The organism is Pseudomonas sp. Pseusp11 (genome assembly GCF_047304405.1).
GTDB lineage: Bacteria > Pseudomonadota > Gammaproteobacteria > Pseudomonadales > Pseudomonadaceae > Aquipseudomonas.
Genome location: NZ_JBGLZF010000002.1, coordinates 1 through 20,590 on the forward strand (window position 1 = coordinate 1; position 20,590 = coordinate 20,590).

The window sequence follows — 20,590 nt, forward strand, 5'->3', positions numbered from 1 at the left end:
CTCCTACAGTGATTTCCGCGTTCCCCTGTAGGAGCTGCCGAAGGCTGCGATCTTTTAAGGCGCCAAATCGTCTCCGAATAGAGACAAAAATCCTCCACAACATTCATAAAAAACATAAATCTTTTATATTTCAATAACTTAGATATCTGGCACGAAACCCGCTATAGCCCTCCCCACCTAGCTTCACCCTACAAAAATAACAATCCTGGAGAGACACACCATGAGTGTGATCATTGCCTTGGCAGCCCTCGCGCTGCTGATGGTGGCTGCTTACCGTGGCTACAGCGTTATCCTCTTTGCCCCGATCGCCGCCCTCGGCGCCGTCCTGTTCACCGACCCTTCCGCCGTTGCCCCCGTCTTCACCGGGGTGTTCATGGAAAAAATGGTCGGTTTCGTCAAACTGTATTTCCCGGTGTTCCTGCTCGGTGCGGTGTTCGGCAAGCTGATCGAGTTGTCGGGTTTCTCCCGTTCCATCGCCGCAGCAGCGATTCGCTTGCTCGGCACTCGCCAGGCGATGCTGGTGATCGTGCTGGTCTGCGCCCTGCTCACGTACGGCGGTGTGTCGCTGTTTGTGGTGGTGTTTGCGGTCTACCCGTTTGCCGCCGAGATGTTCCGCCAGAGCAATATTCCCAAGCGCTTGATCCCGGCGACCATTGCCCTCGGCGCGTTCTCGTTCACCATGGACGCGCTGCCCGGCACGCCGCAGATCCAGAACATCATCCCCAGCACCTTCTTCAACACCACCGCCTGGGCGGCGCCGTGGCTGGGTGTGGTCGGCGCGATTTTCGTGTTCTGCGCCGGCATGCTGTTTCTGCAGCGCCAGCGCAACAAGGCCCAGCGCAGTGGTGAAGGCTATGGTTCAGAACTGCGCAACGAGCCGGAAACCGCGCCGGACATCCAACTGCCCAACCCGTGGATCGCGCTGTCGCCGCTGTTGCTGGTGGGCCTGATGAACCTGCTGTTCACCCGCTGGATTCCTGTGTGGTACGGCAAGACCCACAGCCTTTCGCTGCCGGGCATGGCCGCTCCCGTGACCACCGACATCGCCAAGCTGACCGCAATCTGGGCGGTCCAGGCCGCCCTGCTGGTGGGCATCGTCATGGTGCTGGTGTTCGGCTTTCAGGCGATTCGTGGCAAGTTGGCCGAAGGCAGTAAAAGTGCGGTCAGCGGCGCGCTTCTGGCAGCGATGAACACTGCGTCGGAATACGGTTTCGGTGCGGTGATCGCCTCGTTGCCGGGTTTTCTGGTGCTGTCGGACTGGCTCAAGAGCATTCCCAACCCGTTGGTCAATGAAGCGATCACCGTGACCTTGCTGGCCGGCATCACCGGCTCGGCGTCAGGCGGGATGAGCATCGCTTTGGCGGCGATGTCCGAGAGTTTCATCAGCGCTGCCCACGCTGCCAATATTCCGCTGGAAGTGCTGCACCGGGTCGCGGCGATGGCCAGTGGCGGCATGGACACGCTGCCGCACAACGGCGCGGTGATTACCTTGCTGGCGGTCACCGGTTTGACCCACCGCGAGGCTTACAAAGACATTTTCTGTATTACGCTGATCAAGACACTCGCTGTTTTTGTGGTGATCGGTACTTTCTACGCCACTGGCATTGTGTGAGGTATTCATGACGACTCTTTCGGGCAAGACCGCACTGGTCACCGGTTCCACCAGCGGCATCGGTCTGGGGATCGCCCTGAGCCTGGCCAAGGCTGGCGCCAACCTGATCCTCAACGGTTTCGGCGATGCGTCCAAAGTGATTGCCGAAGTAGAACAATTCGGCAGCAAGGTCGGCCATCACCCCGCCGACGTCAGCGACCCGGCACAGATCGCTGACATGATCGAGTACGCCGAACGTGAGTTCGGTGGCGTGGATATCCTGGTCAACAATGCCGGCATCCAGCACGTGGCGGCGGTGGAAGATTTTCCGGTGGAGCGCTGGGACTCGATCATTGCGATCAACCTGTCGTCGGTGTTTCACAGCACCCGTTTGAGCCTGCCGGGCATGCGCGCCAAGGGCTGGGGAAGGATCGTCAACATCGCTTCGGTGCACGGCCAGGTCGGTTCGGTGGGCAAAGCGGCGTACGTCGCGGCCAAGCATGGCGTGATCGGCCTGACCAAAGTGGTCGGCCTGGAAACCGCCACCACCAACGTTACCTGCAACGCCATTTGCCCAGGCTGGGTGCTGACGCCGCTGGTGCAGAAGCAGATTGATGATCGCGCCGCGACCGGGATCGACCCGCAGCAGGCGCAACACGACTTGCTGGCCGAGAAACAGCCCTCCCTGGAGTTCGTGACGCCGCCGCAGCTGGGTGAGTTGGTGCTGTTTTTATGCAGCGAAGCCGGTAGCCAGGTGCGTGGCGCTGCGTGGAATATTGATGGTGGATGGTTGGCGCAGTAGCCTGCCGCCAGACCCTGTGGCGAGGGAGTTCTGTGGCGAGGGGGCTTGCCCCCGTTCGGCTGCGAAGCAGTCGCAAAACCGGGCAACGTGGAGTGACTGGAGACAAACCGCGGGGCCGCTTCGCGACCCAACGGGGGCAAGCCCCCTCGCCACAAAAGCTCCCTCACCACAGTAGACTGTGTGTAGACATAAGAAAAAGAGGCCAAGCCATGTCCGACATCCTCTGGCAACCCGGCACCGAGCGCATCGGCAAGTCCCGCATGGAGGCCTTCCGGCGTTTCGTCAATCAGCGACACACCCTTGGGATCGCCGACTACCCTGCCCTGCACCAATGGAGCATCGACCAGCGGGAAGCCTTCTGGCAGGCCATCGTCGATTTCTTTGACATCCGTTTTCACGATCAGCCAGACGCGGTGCTGATCGAAGGCGCGCAAATGCCCAGCGCCCAGTGGTTCCCCGGCGCTACCTTGAACTTCGCCGAACACCTGCTGCGCCGTCGTGACGATGCCGTGGCAGTGGTGGCCATCGGTGAAAATGGCCAACGGGAACAGCTGACCTGGACCGAACTGGCAAGCCACGTCGCCGGTTTTCAAAATAGCCTGAAAGCCGCCGGTGTCGGCCTCGGCGACCGCGTGGCAGCGTGCATGCCGAACACCTGGCAGACCCTGGTGGCTATGCTCGCCACCACCAGCCTGGGTGCAATCTGGTCCTGTTCTTCACCGGACTTCGGCACCCACGGGGTGATCGATCGCTTCGGCCAGATCGAACCGAAAGTGCTGATCACCTGCGCCGGTTACCGCTACGCCGGCAAAGAGATCGACCAGACCACCAAGGTCAATGAAATCCTCGGACAGTTGCCGTCCTTGCAGCAATTGATTGTTGTGCCTTATGCGCGTCCTCAAGCACGCATCGAGGATTTCCGCTGCCAGGCCAACGTGACGCTGTGGGACGATTTTTACGAAACGGGCGGCGAGCCGCAATTCGTTCCCGTGCCCTTCGCCCATCCGCTGTACATCCTCTACTCCAGCGGCACCACCGGCGTACCGAAGTGCATTGTGCACGGCACGGGCGGCGTGTTGCTGCAACACGTCAAGGAACATGGCCTGCACACCGACCTCGGCGCCGGTGACCGTTTGTTCTACTACACCACCTGCGGATGGATGATGTGGAATTGGCTGGTCTCGGCGCTGGCCGTCGGCAGCGCCGTGGTGCTGTATGACGGCTCGCCGTTTCATCCAGGGCCGGAGCGCTTGATCGACCTGATCGACGACGAACGCCTCAATGTCTTCGGCACCAGCCCGAAATTCCTCACTGCGCTGGAAAGCAATGGCTTGAAGCCGTGTGAAAGTCATGACCTGAGCAGCCTGAAAACCATACTGTCCACCGGCTCGGCGCTGTCGCCGCAAAGCTTCGATTACGTCTACCGCACGTTCAAGTCCGACCTGTGCCTGTCTTCGATGTCCGGTGGTACCGATATCGTTTCGTGCTTTGTGATTGGCAACCCGGTGCTGCCGGTGCGCCGTGGTGAGATGCAATGCAAGAGCCTGGGCATGGCGGTCGAAGTGTGGAACGACGATGGCCAGCCTGTGATCGGCGAAAAAGGCGAACTGGTGTGTACCCGGCATTTTCCGGCGATGCCCATCGGCTTGTGGAACGACCCGCAACAGGAAAAGCTGCGCGCTTCGTATTTCAGCCTGTTCCCCGGCGTCTGGGCCCAGGGCGATTACGCCGAGCAACTGCCCCATGGCGGCATGCTGATCCACGGCCGCTCCGACGCGGTGCTCAACCCCGGCGGTGTACGCATCGGCACGGCGGAAATCTACCGTCAGGTGGAGAAAGTCCCGCAGGTGCTGGACAGCGTCGCCATCGGTCAGCAATGGCAGGATGACGTGCGAGTGGTGCTGTTCGTGCGCTTGCGCGACGGCGTCGAACTGGACGAAGCGCTGCAACAACAGATCCGCCAGGTCATCCGCGCCAACACCACGCCACGGCATGTGCCGGCGAAGATTGTCGCGGTGACGGACATTCCGCGGACCATCAGCGGCAAGGTGGTCGAGTTGGCGGTGCGCAACGTGGTGCATGGCCAGAAGGTGAAGAACACCGATGCACTGGCCAACCCCGAAGCCCTGGAGCAATTTCGAAACCGCCCCGAACTGAACGACTGACGCCGTAAATCTACTGTGGGAGCAAGTCCGCTCCCACATTTTTGATCAACATCGGCCCCTTCAGTCCATCAAACCCCATTCACCCGGCGGCGTATGGGGGGCGGGTGTGGCCTCGGCGTGCATTTTCAGGCGCAAGCGCAGATTGTTCACCGAATCAGCATGCTTCAACGCCTCTGCCTCATCGATCGCCCCCTCGGCAAACAGCGCGAACAGCGCCCCGTCAAACGTCTGCATCCCCACCTCTGAAGACTTCTCCATGATCCCCTTGAGTTCGCCAAACTCATTGCGCCGGATCAGGTCGCCGATAGTCGGCGTGCCCAGCATCACCTCCACCGCCGCCCGGCGCTGCCCGTCGCGGGTACGCACCAGACGCTGGGACACAAACGCCTTGAGGTTGTTACCCAGGTCGTTGAGCAACTGCCCCCGGCGCTCTTCGGGAAAGAAATTGATCACCCGATCCAGCGCCTGATTGGCGTTGTGCGCATGCAACGTTGAAATTACCAGATGACCGGTATCGGCAAACGCCAGCGCGTGTTCCATAGTCTCGCGGTCACGGATTTCGCCGATCAACACCACGTCCGGCGCCTGGCGCAACGTGTTTTTCAGCGCGGCGTGGAAACTGCGGGTATCGACGCCGACCTCGCGCTGATTGACGATCGACTTCTTGTGCCGATGGATAAACTCGACCGGGTCTTCGATAGTGATGATATGGCCACTGCTGTGGCGGTTGCGGTAATCGATCAGCGCTGCCAGCGAGGTCGACTTGCCCGAGCCGGTCGAACCGACGAACAGCATCAGCCCTTGTTTGAGCATCACGATTTCGAGCAGCACCGGTGGCAAGTTGAGGTCTTCGAAGCGTGGAATGTCGAGTTTGATGTTGCGCGCCACGATGGAAACATCATTGCGCTGCTTGAAGATATTGAGCCGGAAACGCCCGACCCCGGGCAGGGAAAGTGCGAGGTTCATTTCCAGGTCCCGATCGAACTCCAGGCGTTGTTCGGCGTCCATGATGGACGCGGCAATGGCCGCCACTTCTCCCGGCTTGAACGGTTGATCGGTCAAGGGTTTGAGCACACCATCAAATTTCGCGCTGGGTGGCGCGCCCGTGGACAAGTAAAGATCGGAGCCATTGCGGCTGGCCAGAATCTGCAGCAGTGCATCGATTTCCATGGCAAAAAGCACCCGCGAAGCATTCAATAAAAAAATGACCCCATGCGGGTCATCCAGCGTCTACCGCCTTGCAAGGATAGTAGACGCCGCCACACTGACTCATGCGCAGGACATGTAGATGAACGCACCACCGACCGCCAGCGATGCCCAGGCCTTGATTGCCCGACTGGACTGGACAAACAACCCGCTGGGCGCCGCCGAAAACTGGCCGCAGAGCCTGCGCACCGCGGTGGACATCGTGATCCACTCGCCAATGCCGATGCTGTTGCTGTGGGGCCCGCAGCTCACCCAGATCTACAATGACGGCTTCGCCTTCCTCGCCGGCAGCAAACACCCTCACGCTTTCGGACAACCGACGCACCATATCTGGCCGGAACTCAAAGACTTTACCGACCCGATTTACAGCGCCGTCCTACAGGGCCAGGTGCGGACCTACAGCGAACAACTCTTTACCTTGCAACGCGACGGTCGGGATTCTGACTTCTGGCTGGATTTGACCTACAGCCCCATCCGCAATGAAAGCGCCGAAGTCGCCGGGATTCTGGTCACGGCCATCGAAACCAACGAACGCCGCCGCATCGCCCTCGAACTGGAACAACGCTCTGCCGCCAGCCTCAAGGCCCAGCAAGAAACCGAGCAGCGTCTGCAACTGGCGCTGGCCGCCACCGATGCCGTCGGCACCTGGGACTGGGACATTGGCGAAGACCGTTTCATCGCCGATGCTCACTTCGCGCAATTGCATGGCGTCGACCCGGCCATGGCCAGCCAGTTGCCGATCAGCGAATACCTCCACGGCGTGCACCCGGAAGACCGCGCCATGATCGCCCGCAGCATCAAGCACTGCATCACCCATGGCAGCGAGTACGCCGAGGAATATCGCTTGCTGCAAGCGGACGGCCAGTTGCGCTGGGTGTTTGCCCGTGGCCGTTGCTACAAGGACCACCATGGCCGGCCGATCCGTTTCCTCGGCGCCGCGCTGGACCTGACCGAACGCAAACACATCGAACAAGCCTTGCGCCAAAGCCAGACCGAGCTGCAACTGATCATCAACGCCATGCCGATCCTGATCAGTTACGTGGACCGCGAAGAGCGCTTTCGCCTGAACAATGCCGCCTATCTGGAATGGTATGGCCTGACGCCCCAGGAGCTTTACGGCCGGACCATTCGTGAAGTGCTGGGCGATGAAGCCTATGCCCTGCGCGCCGAACACATCGCCGAGGCGCTGAAAGGCAAGACCTGTTGTTTCAGCATCAGCGCTGACCACCGCGACGGCAGCACCCGCCAAGCCCTGATGAACTACCTGCCACGCCACGGCGCAGACGGCGCGGTGAATGGTTTCTACATCTTCGTGATCGACGAGACCGAGCGTAAACAGACCGAAGAGGCTCTGCGCAACCTCAACGAAACCCTTGAAGAACGCGTGAGCGCCCGCACTCAACAACTGGCCGAAGCCAACCAGCGACTGCAGAACGAGATGTTCGAGCGTGAGCGCGCCGAAGACGCCTTGCGCCATGCACAGAAAATGGAAGCGGTCGGCCAGCTCACCGGCGGCATCGCCCATGACTTCAACAACATGCTCACCGGGATCATCGGCAGCCTCGATTTGATGCAACGCTACATCGCCGATGGGCGCGCAGCCGAGATCGGTCGCTTCACCGAAGCGGCGGTGTCCTCGGCCCATCGCGCCGCCGCCCTGACCCATCGGTTGCTGGCATTCTCAAGGCGTCAGTCACTGGATCGCAGGCCACTGGACGCCAACCAGCTGGTGCATTCCCTGGAAGACTTGCTCAGCCGGACCAAGGGCGATCACATCGAGCTCAAACTGAAGCTGGCCGATGAGGTCTGGCCGGTCAGTACCGATGTCAGCCAACTGGAAAACGCCTTGCTCAACCTCGTGATCAACGCCCGGGATGCGATGCCCGATGGCGGCGAGCTGTTGATCGAAACCGCCAATGTTCACCTCGATGGCAGCGACGTCACCCCGCTGGAGCCAGTCAGGGCCGGGGATTACCTGATGATTGCCGTCAGCGACAACGGCGCCGGCATGACCCCGTCGGTACTGGCCAAGGCCTTCGATCCGTTCTTCACCACTAAACCCATCGGCCAGGGCACCGGCCTTGGGCTGTCGATGATTTATGGTTTCGCCCAACAGTCGGGCGGGCACGTCAGCCTGCACAGCCGGCCGGGCCAGGGCACCAGCGTTCGCCTGTATTTGCCACGGTTGCACGTCGCCCTGCCGGAGCACGCTCATCTGCCGGTCATCGGTGAGGCACCGCCAGCGGTTGCCGGTGAAACCGTGGTGTTGGTGGAAGACGATCCGGCGGTGCGCATGCTAGTGCTCGACCTGCTCAAAGAGTTGGGTTATCACGCCCATGAAGCCGAAGATGCGCAGAGCGCCCTGCCCTTGCTGGAGTCCGACCTGCGGGTCGATCTGCTGGTAACCGATGTCGGGCTGCCGGGCATGAATGGTCGGCAATTGGCGGAAATCGCTCGTCAGCACCGCCCAGAGCTCAAAGTGCTGTTCATTACCGGTTATGCCGAGAAAGCCGCCGAACGCCAGGGTTTCCTGGAGGAAGGCATGGACATGGTGGCCAAACCCTTTTCCATGGACCTGCTGGCCAACAAGATTCGCACGATGATCGGCCAAGCCGGATGAGTTAAGGCATAATCGCGCGCCCCACGCTGGCACCAACATAGCCACCACCGTTGCAAGGTACTGCCCATGAAAGCCCAAGCCCGCCATATTCTGGTGAAAACCTCGGAAGAAGCCGAGCAGCTCAAACAACGCATCGCCAAGGGCGAAGCCTTCGATGTGCTGGCCAAGAAATACTCCACCTGCCCGTCCGGCAAACGCGGTGGGGATCTTGGCGAAGTACGGCCCGGGCAGATGGTCGGGGCGATCGATGCGGTGATCTTCAAAAAACCGCTGCGGGTGGTGCATGGGCCGATCAAGAGCAAGTTCGGGTATCACCTGGTGCAGGTGTTTTACCGGGATTGATCGGTTGGCTTCAGGGCCCTGTGGCGAGGGGGCTTGCCCCCGTTGGGCCGCGTAGCGGCCCCAAAACCTGTGATCATGATCTACCTGACACACCGAGTGCGCAGGATTTACGACTGCTTCGCAGCCGAACGGGGGCAAGCCCCCTCGCCACAAAAATCACAGCCACCACAGGCATTGCATTTCAATCTTTGGGGATCAGTGCCCCCGGAATCTGAATCACCCGGCTCGCCAAGCGATGCCCCGCTTCTGCGGCCTCGACCGGGTTCCCACCCTTGAGGCGGCAAGCCAGATACGCCGCGCTGAACGAATCCCCCGCCGCCGTGGTGTCCACCACCCGTTCGACCACCAGCGCCGGCACTTCGAACGACTCGCCGTCACAGCGAATGAGACACGCCTCGGCACCGCGCTTGAGCACCACTTCGGGCGTGCCCATCTGCTCGTAAGCGGCAAACACCGCTGCGCAATCAGAAAAGTGGAACAGCGCCTGCTCGTCGTCGACCGTCAGCAACGCCAGGTCGACATAGGGCAACACTTCGCGATAAGCCGCTCGTGCGTCCTCGACCGAAGCCCACAGGCGTGGTCGATAATTGTTGTCGAACACGATCCGCGCATCCCGCTGTCGGGCTTCGATCAGGGTGTCCAGCAGTTTCTCCCGGCCCAGCTCACCGAGCACCGCCAGAGTGATGCCGCTGAAATACAGCACGTCGTAATCCGGCAGCGCTGCCAGGATCGGCGCGGCCGCCGGGGTGGTGAAGCAATCGCGCACGGCCGCTTCGTTGCGCCAGTAGAGAAAACGCCGCTCGCCGGCCGCGTCGGTCTGGATGCAATACAGACCTGGCAAGCGACCGGGCAAACGCTGGACCATGCCCAGGCCGATGTGTTCGCTGGCCCAACTCTGGCACATCGCATCGCTGAAACTGTCGTCACCCAAGGCAGTGACGTAATCCACCGTGCCGCTATCGCCCAGTTCACGGGCCAGATAGACCGCGGTGTTCAGGGTATCGCCGCCGAAGCTTTGTTGCAGAGAGCCGTCGGCGCGCTGCTGCAGTTCGATCATGCACTCGCCGATCAGGGCGATGCGCGGGATGTTGGGGCCCAGGGGGCTGATGTTGTTCATGTTGTGGGGGCTCTTAAAAACAGGTTTCCATGGTTTCGATGACATTCAGCTGTTCATCCACCAGACACCCGATACGCCACTTGTCGAACGTCAAACACGGGTGCGAAGTCCCGAACGAAATGATATCGCCCACCCGCAACTCAACCCCCGGCGCCACGGTCATGAACGCGTGCTGGTCCATCACCGCCGTCACCTTGCAGGCACTCACATCATCGCCGGTCGCCGGCACCACGCCGGCCTTGTAACGCAGCAACGGCACCGGCAAACCGGCGTCGTAGGCCACGTCGCGCTTGCCCAGGGCGATCACCGCAAAACCCGGTTCGGGCAACGACTGCACATGCGCCCAGACTTCCAGCGCCGGGCGCAAACCTTCGTGCAGGTCGCTGCGACGGTCGAGCACGCAGCATTGCGCTTCTTTGTAGATGCCATGGTCGTGGGCCACGTAACTGCCGGGGCGCAGCACGCTGAGGAAACGCCCGCCGGCATTCTGCGCTTCGAACGACTCGGCGATCAGGTCGTACCACGCCGACCCCGACGCAGTGATTATCGGCTTGGCAATCGCGAACGCGCCGCTGTCCTGCAGTTGCACCGCCAGACGCACCAGGGAGGCGGCGAACTCGCGGATGCCGCTCACCGCATGATCACCGTGAATCACCCCTTCGTAGCCCTCGATGCCGGTCAGCGCCAACGCCGGTTGAGCGTTGATAGCCTTGGCCAGCGCCAGCACTTCGGCCTCGGTGCGGCAACCGCAACGACCGCCGACCACGCCGTACTCGATCATCACGTTCAGGCGCACGCCGCGCGAGGCGAAAAACGCGCCGAGGTCGGCGACGTTATCCGGGTGATCGACCATGCAGTAGAAATCAAAAGTCGGGTCTGCCAGCAGGTCGGCGATCAGCGCCATGTTCGGCGTGCCGACCAGTTGATTGGCCATCAGCACCCGCCGTACACCATGGGCGTAAGCCGCGCGGGTTTGCGTGGCGCTGGCCAGGGTGATGCCCCAGGCACCGGCGTCCAGTTGGCGACGAAACAGCGCCGGGGTCATGCTGGTTTTACCGTGGGGAGCCAATTCCGCGCCGCTGTGACTGACGAAGTCCTGCATCCAGCGAATATTGTGTTCCAACGCGTCACGGTGCAGCACCAGTGCCGGCAGGCTGACGTCCCGCACCAGGTTGGCGCCGGTCTGGGCGGCGCCCTTTTCCACGGCGGCGGTATTGATGGCAGTAGACATGGTCGATCTCCTCACACACGGCCGCAGGCAGCCGCTGTTATTCGTTGATACGCCGGGCGAGGCTGTTGGCGCTGTCGATCAGCACCCGGCGATAGTCGTTGTAATTGTTCTTCGCATCGGCGCGTGGGGCGACGATGCACAGGGTCGCGATGGCCACGCCGTTCGGGTCTTTGACCGGGGCGGCGAAGCAATGGGTAAAGGTGTCGGCGACGCTGTCGAAGGAAAAGAATCCGTCGATGGCGGCCTGGCGGATCTCCTCGAGAAATTGCTCCAGCGGCAGGCGTTCGCCGTCGGGCAGGATGAAGTCGTCGGGGTCGATCAAATCGACAATTTGCTGATCGCTCAGGTGCGCCAGCAACAGGCGCCCGGAAGCGGTCCAGGGGATCGGCGCGTTTTCGCCGATGTCCGAGGAAATGCGGAAATGCCGCTCACCCTCTTTCATCAATGCCACGGTGTATTTGCGTCCGTTGAGCAGGCACATCTGCGCGGTTTCGCGGGTCTGGCTGACGATCTCCTGTAAGGCATGATCGGCCTCGCGGGACAGGTCAAAATGACGCAAATGCGCCTGCCCGAGGAAGTACAACTGACGGCCGAGGTAAACGTGACCGTCCTTGCCCACGGGCTCGAGGATGCGCCGCTCCAACAAGGACGCGACCAGTTCGTAGACCGTGGATTTCGGGCTGCCGATGCCGCTGGCGATTTCATTCGGGCGCAGGGGCTGGCCGATTTCCTTGAGGAAATCGAGGATGTCGAACGCCCGGTCCAGACCGCGAGCCCGGCGCTTGATGGTGTCTTCGGTCATGTCTTCAGGTTCCCATTCAAATTCGCCCGTAGGAGCTGCCGCAGGCTGCGATCTTTTGATCTTGCCCTTGTAACGCTCCCAAAACGCCAAAAGATCGCAGCCTTCGGCAGCTCCTACAAGGGCCAATCAGCCGCGCCCTCGGTTCAGGCCTTTTTCTTGTACGCAATGCAATCAATCTCGACCTTGCAATCGACCATCATGTTCGCCTGCACGCAGGCCCGGGCCGGGGCGTGTTCGCTTTTGAAGTACTCGGAAAACACCTTGTTGAAACTCCAGAAATCCCGCGGGTCTTCCAGCCACACGCCCGTGCGCACCACATCTTCGAGCCCGTAACCGGCCTCTTGCAGAATCGCTATCAGGTTTTTCATGGTCTGGTGAGTCTGCTCGACAATCCCGCCCACGATGATTTCACCGTCCACCGCCGGCACTTGGCCGGACACGTGCAGCCAGCCATCGGCTTCGACGGCACGGGCAAAAGGACGGGGTTGGCCGCCACCGGCGGTGCTGCCGGTGCCGTAACGAGTAATGCTCATGGGTGTTTCTCCTGATTAAAAAGTGAAGGCTTAAAAGCGGGTGCTCTTGAGAAATTCCGCCAATCGCGGTGACTGCGGGCGTTCGAACAATTCCTTGGGCGGCCCCTGCTCTTCGATCCGCCCCTGATTCATGAATACGATCTTGTCCGAGACCTCGAAGGCAAAGCGCATTTCGTGAGTCACCAGCAGCATGGTCATGCCGTCTTCGGCCAGCCCCTTGATCACGTTCAGCACTTCGCCCACCAGTTCCGGATCGAGGGCCGAGGTGACTTCATCGAACAGCATCAGGCTCGGGTTCATCGCAATTGCCCGGGCAATCGCCACGCGCTGTTGCTGACCACCGGACAACTGACCGGGGTAATGATCGCGGCGCTCCAGCAGGCCAACCCGCTCCAGCCATTTTTCCGCCAGCGCCACCGCCTCATCCTTGTGCAGCTTTTTCACCTTGAGTAGACCGAGGGTGACGTTCTGCAATGCAGTGAGGTGCGGGAACAGATTGAATTGCTGGAAGGCCATGCCGGTCATGGCGCGATGGCGGGCGATGACTTTTTCCGGGTGGCGCACGCGCTTGCCATTGACCTCGTCATAGCCGATGGATTCACCGTCGAGCAGAATCTGCCCGCCCTGGAACTCCTCGAGCATGTTCACGCAGCGCAACAGCGTGGTCTTGCCCGAGCCGCTGGAGCCGATCAGCGTGACCACATTGCCGCGCTGCATGGTCAGGTCGACGCCCTTGAGCACTTCGAGCTGGCCGTATTGTTTGTGCAGGCCGCGGATGTCCAGCAGCGCTTGGTTCTGGGTCGAAACTTGAGCTTGTGTCATGGCAAGGCCACCCGCTTTTCAATGTGCCGGCCGAGTAATTCGATGGCGTAGTTGATGACGAAAAACAGCAATCCGGCGAACAGGTAGAACTCCAGGGTCATGAAGGTCCGGGCGATAATCTGTTGAGTGCTGAGCAGCAGCTCGGCGACGCCGATCACCGACAACAAGGTCGACGCCTTGACGATCTCGGTGGACGAGTTGACCCAGGTCGGCAAAATCTGCCGCAACGCCTGGGGTAACAACACATAGCCCAGCGCCTGGTAAAACGTCAGGCCGATGGCCTTGCTCGCTTCCATCTGGCCACTGGGCAGCGCTTGCAATGCACCGCGCACGATCTCGGCGACATGAGAACCGCAAAACAGCGTCAGGCCCAAAGTGCCTGCCCCGAAGGCGCTGATCTGCCAGCCCAGTGCCGGCGCCATGTAGAAGCAGGCCAGTACCAATACAAACACCGGCGTGCCGCGAATGATGTCGACGTAGAACCGGAACGGCGCGCGCATCCAGAACGTGCCGTAAGTGAGTACCAGGCCGGCGACGATGCCGACCAGCGTACCCAGCAAAATCGCCAGGCCCGAGCACTGCACACTGGTCAGGAAGCCCTGCCACAGGACATCCCGGGCCACCCATAACTCATGCAACCAGCTGGGGGATTCGTACATGGGGCCTCCTATCGGCGAATCGCCAGACGCTGTTCGAGGTAACGCAGCATCATGGCAATGAGGTAACAGGCCGCAACATAGAGCGCTGTGGTCACCAGCCAGGTTTCAATCACCCGGTAGCTCTCGACATTGATCTTGCGCGCATAATAGGTCAGCTCCGGCACGGCAATCGCTGCCGCCAGCGAGGTGTCCTTGAACAGCGAAATGAAGTTGTTCGACAGCGCCGGCAGCACATTGCGCAGCATCACCGGCACGGTGACGTACGCCTTGACCTGCCACTCGCCCAAGCCGATCGCCAACCCGGCTTCACGCAGCCCCTTGGGAATGCTCAACAGCCCCCCACGAAACACTTCGGTCAGGTACGCCCCGGCATACAGCGACAGGGTGATGATGAACGAGGGGATCTTGTCCAGACGAATGCCCAGGCTCGGCAAGGCGAAGTAGATCAACAGAATCAACACCAGAATCGGCGTATTACGGATCACCGTCACATACACCGACGCCAGCCCTCGCAATGCGCGATGCTTCGATAGCAAAGCAAACGCCATCAGCAAGCCGATCACGCAGCCGATGGCGATCGACACCAGCGCCAGCTCAAGGCCCAGGCCGAGCCCCGCCAGCAAGGTGTCGAAGTCGCGCCACACGGCGGCAAAATTCAACTGATAGTTCATGGTCAGCAGTACCTTGAGCGGGGCGATTTATCACCGCCCCGCTCTCACGGGATCATTTGAATTCGACTGGGAAACCGATTGCAGGAGTCGGCAGGTCGACACCGAACCATTGTTTGAAGGAGGCTGCGTACGTCGGGAATTCAACGCCGGTCATGCCTTCATGCAGGACGGTGTTGACGAAGTTCAGCCAATCCTGATCGCCGCGTTTCACCGCACAGGCGTAGGTCTGCGGGCTCCAGGCGTAGGTCGGGCTGCGATAACGGCCAGGGTTCTGCACCATCAGGTATTTCACCGACGACTGATCGGTGGCCGCCGCGTCGGCACGGCCGGAGTTCACCGCCTGATACATCAAGTCAACGCTGTCGTACTGATCGACCTTGGCCTTGGGCAGCGCCTGATGCACCAGTTCTTCGGCGTACACGTTCTGCAGTACCGCCACGGTCACGCCGTCGGCGGCGGCCCTGAGGTCTTCGATTTCCTTGTACTTGCTGTTGGCCGGCAGCAACAGGCCAACACCTTCGCGGTAGTACGGCAGCGTGAACGCGACCTGTTGGGCGCGGCTGGCGGTCACGGTGATGAACTGGCAACTCATATCGACCTTGTCGGTCAGCAGGTTCGGAATCCGCGCATCGGACGACTGCACGACGAACTCGACCTTGCTCGGATCGTTGAACAACCCCTTGGCCACCATCCGCGCGATATCGATATCAAAACCCTGCAACTTACCGTCCGCTCCCTGGAAGTGCCACGGCGCATTGGTACTGCCCGTGCCCACGATCAATTTCCCACGGGCCAGCACGCTGTCGAGCTTGCTGTCTGCCGCTTGAGCGACACCCACGGCAGCGGCCGAAGCCGCGAGAACGAAAACACACGCTTTAAACAAGGAAAGTCGGCGATGCATGGCAAGCACTCCAGGGCTGTGTTTATTCCGCTATACCGGAACTTGGTATGTAACAACGGAATAGACAGCAGAAAGTGTGCCACAGGTTGCGGGCGGAATCCCGGCGGATTTGAAAAGTGTTTTGAATCAAATGGATGCGAAGTGGATGCGCTAGAACGCCAAACAGACGTTACAAAATGCACAAGTGCTGAACGCTACTTATGGCTACAGGGTGCGGGTAATTGGGTCACATTTCAGGGCGCACTCAACCTCGGGGTGCACTCAAATCGCGATCGAGGCAAGTCATGCGCCTACAGGCGCTTGAGGTACCTGTAAGAACAGGCCTGTAACTGCATACTTCCTAACGCTTAACAGCCTCCTCATAAACTTGCCCGCGCTCCCGTTTACCAACCGCTATTACCGTCACTACCAGAACCTCATCCACAACCCGATAAACCAATCGATACCCGGCACTACGCAGCTTGATCTTGTAAGCATTGCCCAGCCCACTCAGCCGATCCGCTGGAACGTGTGGATTAGCCAACCGCTCCTGAAGCTTCTTCTTGAACTGCTCTCTCAACGTTGATCCAAGCTTCTGCCACTCCTTCCAGGCCTTTTCAGAAAATTCCAGCTCATAGGTCATCGATAGAAACCTTGATCGTAGGATCGTTTTCTCGTTCGCGGCAAAGGGCTAACAGCTCCATGTCTTCAAGCCGGTCCATCATCGCTTCGTATTCTTTGGCTGGGACGCAGTAGAAAGCGGGTTCATTACGGTTGAGGATTGCGACAGACAAACCACCACCGGCAGCAACCGTCCCCATGGGGTTTTTCTTTAGTTCGGAAATGCTCGCTACGACCTGAGAAAGCACGATGTGTGTCATTACGCTACTCCTTGAAGTGCTTTTAATGGCGCTAAAAATAGCACTCTGAACCAAGTCTGGCATCTATCCTTTACTCATAGAAATTGGAATAGGACCACTGGCACCGAACCCCACCTGTAATTTCTGACAGTAGACCCACCCCCTCGCCTCCTTTAACGTCAACAGGCCTTCGATAGTCTTTGAAAAGGAGATTTCAATGAGTTCGATGACCACCCAGCCACTGGATCCGGCCTACCGCAAAGCGCTCAACACCTGGCGCCCGGTGATCATGTATTTCGGCAACCAACACTGTCCCGCCTGCGAATGGGCCGAGCCGGTTTTCCGTGCAATTGCCGAGAAGTACAAAGATCACGCGTGCATCTATGTGCTGGATACGAGCAAATCCCCTCGGCATCCAAAAGTCACCGGCACACCGACGGTGCTGTTCTGCAAGAACGGAAAGCTGCTGAAGAAGCTCAAGGGCATTGGAACTCCGGAAACCCTGGAAGAACATTTCAAAAAGCACATCGGCAAGCTCAGACCCAAGCAGGTTGCCCGCAAACCTCGCCGCGACTTGCCGTGGTTGCAGGAAACCTTCAGCACGTTATGCACCGTGCCTAGGGCACGGGGGCTGCACCGCGGTTTTTCAGGTATTACGCGTCATCGTTCTTCGCGGGCAAGCCACGCTCCTACAGGGTCGGCGTCATTTACCGGCACTGGCGCTACTGCTTGAGCGACGCCAGCACCCGCTCGGCATTCGCACCGCACCCCATGCCCTCGGGTCGCGCCTGGATGCTCTCGATCACTTCCAGCAACCGCGCCTTGCTCTGGGCCAGGTGCAGTTGCATCTCTTCGATCTGCTCGACCTTGCGCTCAAGACCCGCCACCAGCTCGTCGTGCTTGAACTCACCCGTCGCGGCATCCGGTAACAGCAGCTTCAGCTCTTCCAGGCTGAAACCGGCCTGTTGGGCGCACTGGATGATTTTCAGGGTTTGCAGTACTTGCGGCGGATAACGCCGATAACCGTTGGTCTGACGCTCGACCTGACGGATCAGCCCCTGGGCCTCGTAAAACCGAATGCGCGAAGCGTTTAACCCGCTCAGTTGCGCCAACTCACCAATCTTCATCACGGCCTCATTTGCACGCTTGACATTAAAGTTAACTTTAAGCTTAGCCTCTACTCATCACTGATGAGGAGTCAAGTATGTCGCCCTTCCAAACATTGAATTTGCCCAACGGCCAGACCATCGGTAATCGCATCGCCAAAGCCGCGATGGAAGAGAACCTCGCCGATACCGGGCAGGCACCTTCCGGCGAGTTGTTTCGGTTGTATCAAGCCTGGGCTGACGGTGAGGCCGGGCTGTTGCTGACCGGCAATGTGATGATCGACCGCCGTGCCATGACCGGCCCCGGTGGCGTGGTGCTGGAAGACGAGCGACACCTGGAACGCTTTCGTCAGTGGGCAACCATCGGCCGGGCCAGTGGCGCGCAGTTCTGGATGCAACTCAATCATCCCGGGCGCCAGACCATGGCCAACCTAGGCCAGCAGGCCTTGGCCCCCTCGGCGGTAGCGCTGGACCTGGGCGGGTTTTCGAAGATGTTTGCCGAGCCCAAACCGATGGGCGAGGACGACATTGCAGAAGTCATTCAACGCTTCGCCACCAGCGCCGCCCTGGCGGAAAAGGCCGGTTTCACCGGGGTGCAGATTCATGCCGCGCACGGTTATCTGCTCAGCCAGTTTCTGTCGCCGTTGACCAATCGCCGCACCGACCGCTGGGGTGGCTCTCTGGAAAACCGTGCGCGTTTGCTGCTGGAAGTGCTCAGCGCTGTTCGCAAGTCGGTGTCGCCGCAGTTTTGCGTGGCGGTGAAGCTCAATTCCGCGGACTTCCAGCGCGGCGGTTTCGACGCCGATGACGCCCGGCAAGTGATCCAGTGGCTCAACGAGCAACAGATCGATTTGCTCGAGCTCTCCGGCGGCAGCTACGAAGCACCGGCCATGCAAGGCGAGGCTCGCGACGGTCGGACCCTGGCGCGAGAAGCGTACTTTCTGGAAATGGCCAGCGAACTGGCCGGCGTGGCGCACATGCCAGTGATGGTGACTGGGGGAATTCGTCGGCTGGCAATCGTCGAACAGGTGCTCGACAGCGGCATCGCCATGGCCGGTATCGGCACGGCACTGGCCATCGAACCGCAGCTGGTCAAACGCTGGCGTGAAGGCCAGAACAGCCACCCGCAGTTGCCACCGATTCGCTGGAAACGCAAAGCCCTGGCGTCGCTGGCGAACATGGCCGTGGTGAAGTTTCAGCTCCATCGATTAAGCCGCGGGCGCACGCCCAGGCCACAGGTTTCGGCGGTATGGGCATTGATCCTCGACCGGTTGTACATCGCCCGGCGTACCCGCCAGTACCGCCAGGCAATGGGCAAATAACCGAAGAAACCTGTGGGAGCCATTGTGGCGAGGGGGCTTGCCCCCGTTCGATTGCGAAGCGTTCGTAAACCCAGTCACCGTCTTCGGATTCAAGATCGTAGCGACTGGTTTTAGGGGCGCTTCGCACCCCAACGGGGGCAAGCCCCCTCGCCACAAAGAATCTCCCAGAGGGAATCACCAGCGTGTTTATCGTCCGGCAAAGCGCAGTCGCGATAACATCCGCAGGTCGCCCTCGCGGTAATAGTCATCGGTCCAGCTGTCATCCGCCGCCAACGGCCGGACCTGCTTGAGTTGCAGTTTCTTTGCAAAGTAGCGGAACCGGTAATGCTCGTAGAAGCGCAGTAGTTCCAGCCCGTAACGGTCGGCCAGGTCGGTGTCGCCACGGATGATCAGGTAGTTCTCGTCGTTGCCATTGCTGGCTGCGTCACTGAGGTTGTGGCTGCCGCTGATGATGGTCGGTGAGTCGCTGGTGAAGTCGACGACGATGGCTTTGGTGTGCACCAGCAGGTTGCCCTTCTGGCCTTTCATGTTTTCCTTGAGCCAGCCTTCAAGGCCGGTGTTGAGCAACGCGGTGGAGGCGAATTCAGCGGTGCGGTCGGCGTGGAAACCGGTGATGCTGCTGACCGTGTTTTGCAGGCCGTAACGCAATATGTCGTCGTGGGGTTGGCCGAGCAGCGCGTTGAGTATTTTGTCCGGCAAGGTGAATGCCGTGACAAACAGCAGGTCTTTTTTGGCGGCGTTGATGATCTTGATGAACTCACTCAAGTCGCCCTCGCCTGAGCGCGGTGAAAAGCCGGCGAACAGCGGCTGGTCAGGCTGCATCGGATTGTGTTCCGTGAGCCAGTCCCGCGTGGCGCCGACGTCCGCCGGCGTGGCCCAGACCTGCTCGAAGGTTTGCAGGTAAGTGGCGCCGATCCGAGCGTCGTCCAGCACATGCACGACGTTGGCCTGACGGTAGACGCCGTTGGCAGTGAAGTTGGTACTGCCGCAGAGTACCGCTTCGGGCTGATGCTGCCCCGCCGCATCGAGCCGGCTCAGGACCATGAACTTATCGTGAAAGATATTGTGGGTGACTCGCCCGCGTTTGTTCGCCGCCGGGATTTTTTCCAGGCTGGCTTCGTTCAGCGCCGTGGTGTCTTCGCCGGGTTGGGCGTGGTACAGGACCCGAACCTTTACGCCACGCTCGAAGGCGGCGTTCACCGCATCGACGATCGCCTGCAACTGGTATTCATAGATCGCGATGTCCAGCGCCCACTGGCCATCCACGGCACGTTCGATAAACCCGAGCAGGCGTGCGAGCAGACCATTTTCCAGCCATTGCCGCGGCGCATCGGGCCATTCTTCGATGGGCAGTGTCTTGTTGACGCTGAGCAGCGCATCGAGGTCGGCGAATTTGCGCTGGAACGCCTGACTGGCAGCCACTGCTCGGTTGAATATCACGTTCTGCCCCTTGGGCAGGCCATTGTCCGTGGTGACCGTCACTTCCAGGCTTTCACCCAACTGTGGCGTATCGGCAGTGCCATAGGCCAGGTGAACCCGATAATGGATCGTCACACCCGGATTGACTGCGTAATCGGCCCAGCGAAATTTCTGCAAAGGCGCGGCATCGCTGGGGGTGGCGTGAAACTGGGGGAACGTATGATCCTTGCCGGGAAAGGTCAGGCTGTTGAACAGAAACAACCAGGGTTTGTCACCTTGCTGTTTTTCGATGGCAAACCCCAGCAGGCCTTTGCGGCGGGGTTCGGCCAGGTCGATGGCCAGCAGCACACCGTTGGTGCCGGCGTAGGCTTTGACGCGGAAATCGTCCTGATCGTTGCGGGCTAGAACGCGCATGGGTCACTCCTGTGATGGGTTTGCTTAC

The 20,590-nt window shown here is 60.2% G+C and carries 20 protein-coding genes; 7 read left to right on the plus strand and 13 right to left on the minus strand.

All coding sequences use genetic code 11. The annotated features are described in order from the left end of the window. Positions 1 to 220: 220 nt before the first annotated feature. From ACCC96_RS01335 to ACCC96_RS01345, 3 genes are all read left to right on the plus strand, one after another. The gene (locus ACCC96_RS01335; protein ID WP_413694763.1) at positions 221 to 1,612 is read left to right on the plus strand and encodes a GntP family permease; all 1,392 of its coding nucleotides are present in this window, start codon (positions 221 to 223) and stop codon (positions 1,610 to 1,612) included. A 7-nt stretch (positions 1,613 to 1,619) separates the two neighbouring features. Then, positions 1,620 to 2,393 carry a 3-hydroxybutyrate dehydrogenase gene (hbdH, locus tag ACCC96_RS01340; protein ID WP_413694764.1) on the plus strand — a complete coding sequence of 258 codons (774 nt, stop codon included), beginning with the start codon at positions 1,620 to 1,622 and terminating at the stop codon, positions 2,391 to 2,393. A gap of 209 nt (positions 2,394 to 2,602) precedes the next feature. After that, positions 2,603 to 4,558: an acetoacetate--CoA ligase gene (locus tag ACCC96_RS01345; protein WP_413694765.1), complete on the plus strand. Its 1,956-nt coding sequence runs from the start codon at positions 2,603 to 2,605 to the stop codon at positions 4,556 to 4,558. Positions 4,559 to 4,618: 60 nt separating this feature from the next. Here the strand turns inward: ACCC96_RS01345 and ACCC96_RS01350 are convergent, their stop codons facing one another. Then, positions 4,619 to 5,728 carry a PilT/PilU family type 4a pilus ATPase gene (locus tag ACCC96_RS01350; protein ID WP_413694766.1) on the minus strand — a complete coding sequence of 370 codons (1,110 nt, stop codon included), beginning with the start codon at positions 5,726 to 5,728 and terminating at the stop codon, positions 4,619 to 4,621. Positions 5,729 to 5,846: 118 nt separating this feature from the next. On the opposite strand from ACCC96_RS01350, the gene ACCC96_RS01355 reads away from it, so the two are divergent. Further along, complete coding sequence (locus tag ACCC96_RS01355; protein WP_413694767.1) at positions 5,847 to 8,384, plus strand: PAS domain-containing protein; 2,538 nt, start codon at positions 5,847 to 5,849, stop codon at positions 8,382 to 8,384. A gap of 66 nt (positions 8,385 to 8,450) precedes the next feature. After that, positions 8,451 to 8,726, plus strand: a complete 276-nt coding sequence (locus tag ACCC96_RS01360) for a peptidylprolyl isomerase (RefSeq protein WP_007933743.1) — start codon at positions 8,451 to 8,453, stop codon at positions 8,724 to 8,726. A 181-nt stretch (positions 8,727 to 8,907) separates the two neighbouring features. Here the strand turns inward: ACCC96_RS01360 and ACCC96_RS01365 are convergent, their stop codons facing one another. From ACCC96_RS01365 to ACCC96_RS01410, 10 genes are all read right to left on the minus strand, one after another. Next, positions 8,908 to 9,843: a sugar kinase gene (locus ACCC96_RS01365; protein ID WP_413694768.1), complete on the minus strand. Its 936-nt coding sequence runs from the start codon at positions 9,841 to 9,843 to the stop codon at positions 8,908 to 8,910. Positions 9,844 to 9,856: 13 nt separating this feature from the next. Further along, positions 9,857 to 11,074, minus strand: a complete 1,218-nt coding sequence (locus ACCC96_RS01370) for an amino acid deaminase (RefSeq protein WP_018927660.1) — start codon at positions 11,072 to 11,074, stop codon at positions 9,857 to 9,859. A 37-nt stretch (positions 11,075 to 11,111) separates the two neighbouring features. After that, positions 11,112 to 11,876 carry an IclR family transcriptional regulator gene (locus ACCC96_RS01375; RefSeq protein WP_413694769.1) on the minus strand — a complete coding sequence of 255 codons (765 nt, stop codon included), beginning with the start codon at positions 11,874 to 11,876 and terminating at the stop codon, positions 11,112 to 11,114. 143 nt (positions 11,877 to 12,019) lie between these two features. Then, positions 12,020 to 12,409 (minus strand): RidA family protein, encoded by a 390-nt coding sequence (locus tag ACCC96_RS01380; protein ID WP_019649173.1) that lies wholly within the window; start codon positions 12,407 to 12,409, stop codon positions 12,020 to 12,022. Positions 12,410 to 12,439: 30 nt separating this feature from the next. Beyond that, positions 12,440 to 13,231, minus strand: a complete 792-nt coding sequence (locus ACCC96_RS01385) for an amino acid ABC transporter ATP-binding protein (protein WP_019578494.1) — start codon at positions 13,229 to 13,231, stop codon at positions 12,440 to 12,442. Beyond that, positions 13,228 to 13,890 carry an amino acid ABC transporter permease gene (locus ACCC96_RS01390; protein ID WP_018927656.1) on the minus strand — a complete coding sequence of 221 codons (663 nt, stop codon included), beginning with the start codon at positions 13,888 to 13,890 and terminating at the stop codon, positions 13,228 to 13,230. The genes ACCC96_RS01385 and ACCC96_RS01390 overlap by 4 nt, the downstream gene beginning before the upstream one ends. Positions 13,891 to 13,898: 8 nt before the next feature. Then, positions 13,899 to 14,561, minus strand: a complete 663-nt coding sequence (locus tag ACCC96_RS01395) for an amino acid ABC transporter permease (protein WP_019649174.1) — start codon at positions 14,559 to 14,561, stop codon at positions 13,899 to 13,901. Between the two features lie 52 nt (positions 14,562 to 14,613). Then, the gene (locus ACCC96_RS01400) at positions 14,614 to 15,462 is read right to left on the minus strand and encodes a transporter substrate-binding domain-containing protein (protein WP_018927654.1); all 849 of its coding nucleotides are present in this window, start codon (positions 15,460 to 15,462) and stop codon (positions 14,614 to 14,616) included. Between the two features lie 340 nt (positions 15,463 to 15,802). Continuing rightward, positions 15,803 to 16,084: a type II toxin-antitoxin system RelE family toxin gene (locus ACCC96_RS01405; protein WP_413694770.1), complete on the minus strand. Its 282-nt coding sequence runs from the start codon at positions 16,082 to 16,084 to the stop codon at positions 15,803 to 15,805. Then, positions 16,074 to 16,322, minus strand: a complete 249-nt coding sequence (locus ACCC96_RS01410; RefSeq protein ID WP_413694771.1) for a type II toxin-antitoxin system Phd/YefM family antitoxin — start codon at positions 16,320 to 16,322, stop codon at positions 16,074 to 16,076. Before ACCC96_RS01410 ends, ACCC96_RS01405 begins: the two co-directional genes overlap by 11 nt. 196 nt (positions 16,323 to 16,518) lie before the next feature. On the opposite strand from ACCC96_RS01410, the gene ACCC96_RS01415 reads away from it, so the two are divergent. Further along, positions 16,519 to 17,034 carry a thioredoxin family protein gene (locus tag ACCC96_RS01415; RefSeq protein ID WP_413694772.1) on the plus strand — a complete coding sequence of 172 codons (516 nt, stop codon included), beginning with the start codon at positions 16,519 to 16,521 and terminating at the stop codon, positions 17,032 to 17,034. On the opposite strand, the gene ACCC96_RS01420 is transcribed toward ACCC96_RS01415, so the two are convergent. Continuing rightward, positions 17,024 to 17,428 carry a MerR family transcriptional regulator gene (locus ACCC96_RS01420; RefSeq protein ID WP_413694773.1) on the minus strand — a complete coding sequence of 135 codons (405 nt, stop codon included), beginning with the start codon at positions 17,426 to 17,428 and terminating at the stop codon, positions 17,024 to 17,026. The genes ACCC96_RS01415 and ACCC96_RS01420 overlap by 11 nt on opposite strands. 77 nt (positions 17,429 to 17,505) lie before the next feature. On the opposite strand from ACCC96_RS01420, the gene ACCC96_RS01425 reads away from it, so the two are divergent. After that, on the plus strand, positions 17,506 to 18,729 hold the full coding sequence (locus tag ACCC96_RS01425) for an NADH:flavin oxidoreductase/NADH oxidase family protein (RefSeq protein WP_413694774.1): 1,224 nt from the start codon (positions 17,506 to 17,508) through the stop codon (positions 18,727 to 18,729). A 186-nt stretch (positions 18,730 to 18,915) separates the two neighbouring features. Here ACCC96_RS01425 and ACCC96_RS01430 read toward each other — a convergent pair whose 3' ends face one another. Continuing rightward, on the minus strand, positions 18,916 to 20,562 hold the full coding sequence (locus ACCC96_RS01430) for a phospholipase D-like domain-containing protein (protein ID WP_413694775.1): 1,647 nt from the start codon (positions 20,560 to 20,562) through the stop codon (positions 18,916 to 18,918). Positions 20,563 to 20,590 lie beyond the last annotated feature (28 nt).